This window comes from Polaromonas sp. P1_G4, assembly GCF_056405475.1.
Window position 1 is genome coordinate 1 of record NZ_JBFUCA010000390.1, and the last position, 4,091, is coordinate 4,091.

Annotated in this window: 3 protein-coding genes; 1 reads left to right on the plus strand and 2 read right to left on the minus strand. The window is 65.9% G+C overall.

The features are described from left to right. Both AC1D1X_RS17175 and AC1D1X_RS17180 read right to left on the minus strand, forming a co-directional pair. Nucleotides 1-574: coniferyl-alcohol dehydrogenase (locus AC1D1X_RS17175; RefSeq protein WP_477698733.1), on the minus strand; the 574-nt coding region annotated here is incomplete at its 3' end. A gap of 81 nt (nucleotides 575-655) precedes the next feature. After that, on the minus strand, nucleotides 656-2,110 hold the full coding sequence (locus AC1D1X_RS17180) for a benzaldehyde dehydrogenase (RefSeq protein WP_477698734.1): 1,455 nt from the start codon (nucleotides 2,108-2,110) through the stop codon (nucleotides 656-658). Nucleotides 2,111-2,382: 272 nt separating this feature from the next. Here AC1D1X_RS17180 and AC1D1X_RS17185 point away from each other — a divergent pair. Next, nucleotides 2,383-4,091 (plus strand): sigma 54-interacting transcriptional regulator (locus tag AC1D1X_RS17185; RefSeq protein WP_477698735.1); only part of this gene is annotated, 1,709 nt, incomplete at its 3' end.

The following is a 4,091-nucleotide window of genomic DNA, read 5'->3' on the forward strand; positions in this document are numbered from 1 at the left end:
ACACCGGGCCGGGCGCCACGCAGTTCATGCGCACACCTTTGCCCAGGAACCACTCCTGCGACTGCGTGGCGTTCCAGACGATCAAGGCTTCCTTGAAGTACTGGTAGCAGGTGGCTTGCGGCACAGGGTGGCTGCGCAGCCAGGCGGCACCGGCCTCGAAACCCTTCGCTGCCGCCAGCTCTTTGTGCAGGGCCAGCCGCTGCGGCCATTCGGCGCCCAGGATGGACGCCACGTTGACGATGCTGCCGCCGCGCGGCATGCGCGCCAGCACCTTTTCCGTCAGATGCCGCAGGCCCAGGTAATTCACGCGGGCCACCAGCTCGCCGTCTGCCGTGCCGGGTACGCCGGCGATGTTGCACAGCGCGTCAACCTGCGCCGGCAACTGGGCCACGGCGGCATCGATGGCCGCGGCGGTGCCGAGGTCGGCCTTGATGAAGCCGTCCAGCGTCAGGCTGGGATCGTTGCGGTCCATGCCGATGACCGTGGCGCCCTGAAAGCGCGCCAGCCTGGCCACCTCGGCGCCGATGCCGGACGAGGTGCCGGTGATGACAATGGTTTTGCCTTGCAGGCTCATAAAGCCTCCCGGGTGTGTGGATTCATGAAGGTCTCCTTGATGTGGTGAGCCAAAAAAATCGAAAAAGCTGAAGCGGTCCGTTCAGAACGGGAACATGGGCGCGGTGTCCTTGACGGTCATCCATTGCCATTGCGTGTATTCCTCCCAGTCGGACGGGCCGCCCACGCTGGTGCCGTTGCCCGCGATGCCAGGGCCGCCGAAGGGGTTGACGCAGTCGTCGTTGACGGTCTGGTCGTTGATGTGAACCATGCCGGCCTTGAGCTGCTGCCCCACCGCCATGGCGCGGCCCACCGAGCGCGAAATCACGGCGCAGGCCAGGCTGCCGGTGTTGTTGTTGGCCAGCGCGACCGCTTCCTCGTCGTTGCCGAAAGTGACGATGTTGGCCACCGGGCCGAAGGTCTCTTCATCGAACACGCGCATGCCGGGCTTGACGCCGGACAGCACCGTCGGCTTGTAGAACAGGCCGTCGTAGCTTCCGCCGGCTTCCAGCTTGGCGCCGGCCTTGATGCTGTCCTGCACGATGGCATGCACGCGATCACGCTGGCGCGCATCGATCAGCGGCCCGAGCGCGACCTGGCCGGTGGCACCGTCGCCGACCGGCAGGTGCGTGGCCTTGGCGACCAGGCGCTGCAGCAGCGGGGCCGCGATGCTCTGGTGAACGAGGATGCGGTTGGCGGCCATGCAGATCTGGCCCTGGTGCAGGTAGGCGGCCCAGGCGGCGTTGCTCGCGGCAATGTCCAGGTCGGCATCGTCCAGGATGATCAGCGAGTTCGCGCCGCCGAGTTCCAGCGACACCTTCTTGAGGTGCTTGCCCGCGAGCTCGCCGATGCGCCTGCCCACCGCGGGCGAGCCGGTGAAGGCGATCATGGGCACCAGCGGGTCGGTGACCAAGGCTTCGCCGGCTTCGGCGTCGCCGGGCAACACATGCAGCAAATCCTTGGGCAGGCCCGCCTCCGCAAAAATGCGTGCGATCATGAGGCCTCCGGTCACCGGCGTGCGGGTGTCGGGCTTGATCACCACCGCATTGCCCGCGGCCAGCGCCGGCRCCACCGCGCGCAGCGTCAGGATCAGTGGAAAGTTGAAGGGCGAGATGACACCCACCACGCCGTGCGGCACGCGGCGGGCGATGCTGGTGCGCCCCGGCACGCTGGGCAGCACATGGCCCTGGGGCTGCAGCGGCATGGCGGCGGCCAGGTGGCAGATGGTGATGGCTTCGCGTATCTCATGCTGCCCCTTGGGCAATATGCCGCCGGTCTCCCGCGTGGCATACAGCGCGAGTTCGTCGAAGTGCTGCTGGAACAGCGCGCCGGCGCGGCGGAAGACGTCGGCCCTCTCGCGCGGGGGCAGGGCGGCCCAGGGCTTTTGTGCATTGGCCGCCGCCCGCGTGGCCGCGGCCACATCCGCCGCGTTGGCGATGCCCACCGTGCACATCACCTTGCCGGTCGCGGGCTCGACAACGTCGCGCTTCCCGCCGCCCAGCGGCGCTTGCGCCAGCGCGGAGAAATCCAGAAATGCCATCGCGTCGGATACACCCATTTGCTTTTGTCCTTACGGTTGTTTGATCAGCTCGCCACATCGGCGCGTCGTGCTCCTGTATCGCAATGCATGTACCAGCGCCGCGTGCCAGGGCCCGCTTGCTGCGCTGCACCCAAAGCTTTTTCACTGGGAAAACGGGGACATACCCTAGGTATGTTTGCTGCGGTGCAGCACATGGAAACCACCCATGTTTTCTTCATCAAATAGTTATAAAGTTGAATCAAATTTCACCAATTGATCAAATCAAATCAATCAAATCGAGGAGCAAAGCCATGCGCGCATCCGATCGCATTTCCCTGGCCGAGGTGGCTCGGGCCACCGGGGTCGCGCTGGGCAGCTTCGACAGCGCGTCGGTGGCCAAGGCCATGGGCGGGTTTGCCAGCACGCACATCGGCGGCGACACGCACCCGACGATCGCGGACATCAGCGAATGCCTGTTCTTCTCACCGGGTGACGGGCGCATCTGGCTGCAGGACCAGCGCATGGTGTTGCTGCACACCGAGGCACTCGGTTCCATGCGCCGCGAAATGATCGACAGCCTGGGCATCGAAAAAGCCCGCGGCCTGTTCACCCGCGCCGGTTATGTCAGCGGCGCCCGTGATGCCCAGCTGGTGCGCAAGCACTGGCCCGACGCCGACCCGCCGGCTGCCGCCATGGCCGGCACGCGCCTGCATGCGCTCGAGGGCGTGGTGAAGGTCGAACTGGTCAGCGTGACCTACGACCCGGACACCAGCGGCTATGAAGGCGAATTCATCTGGCACAACTCCAGCGAGGACGATGAACACATTGCCGCCTACGGCATAGGTGGCTCCCCGGCCTGCTGGATGCAGGTGGGCTACGCCACGGGCTACGTCAGCACGCTGTTCGGCCGCCTCATCGTTTTCCGGGAAACCATGTGCCGGTCCATGGGCCAGGCGCAATGCCGGGTGGTCGGCAAGTCCGCCGACAAATGGGACAACATTGAAGAGGACATGCGCTACCTGAATGCCCGGGAGTTTGTCGACACCGCGGCCTATGCGCGCAGCGAATCGGTCCCGGCCGACCTGGCGACCGGCGACATGCCGGCCGGCGACGCGATGGTGGGAGCCTCATCCGCCTTCAACGCGGCCTGCCATCAATTGAGCCGGGTGGCACGCACGACGGCCACCGTGCTGTTCACGGGCGAGTCGGGCGTGGGCAAAGAAAAATTCGCCAGCATGCTGCACAGGATCAGCCCGCGCAAAGAGCAGCCTTTCATTGCCGTGAACTGCGCGGCCATCCCGGAGACCCTGATCGAGTCCGAGCTGTTCGGCGTAGAGCGCGGCGCCTACACCGGGGCCAGCCATTCGCGGCCGGGCCGCTTTGAGCGGGCCAGCGGCGGCACCCTGTTCCTGGACGAAATCGGCATGCTGAGTTTTGTGGCGCAAGGCAAGCTGCTGCGCGCCCTGCAGGAGGGCGAGGTCGAACGCGTGGGCGGCACACGCGGCATCGCCGTCGACGTGCGTGTGGTGGCCGCCACCAATGAGGACTTGCGCCAGGCCGTGCGCGAAGGCCGGTTCCGCGAAGACCTGTTTTTCCGGCTCAATGTGTTTCCCATTCACCTGCCGCCGCTGCGCGAGCGACGCGACGACATTCCCCTGCTGATGAACCACTTCCTCAACCACTACCGGCGCAAGCACGGCTGCAACACCGGCGGCTTCACGCAGGCCTCGGTGCGCACGCTGCTGAACTACGACTTTCCCGGCAACATCCGCGAACTGCAAAACCTGATCGAGCGCGCCGTGATCATGGCCGATGCCGACGGCTTGATCGACGTGCACCACCTGTTCACCGGCGGCGAGACCTTGAGCACCGAGGTCATGACCTTGCGGATGCAGGGCAGCTCAGGCACTTTGAACTTCGACGGTGCGCCGGCCGGTGCGCATCCCGTGCCGGCTGGCACCGCCGCTTCGCAGCAGTCCCTGGAGCAAACCGAGCGCGACATGCTGGAACGCGCCATCTC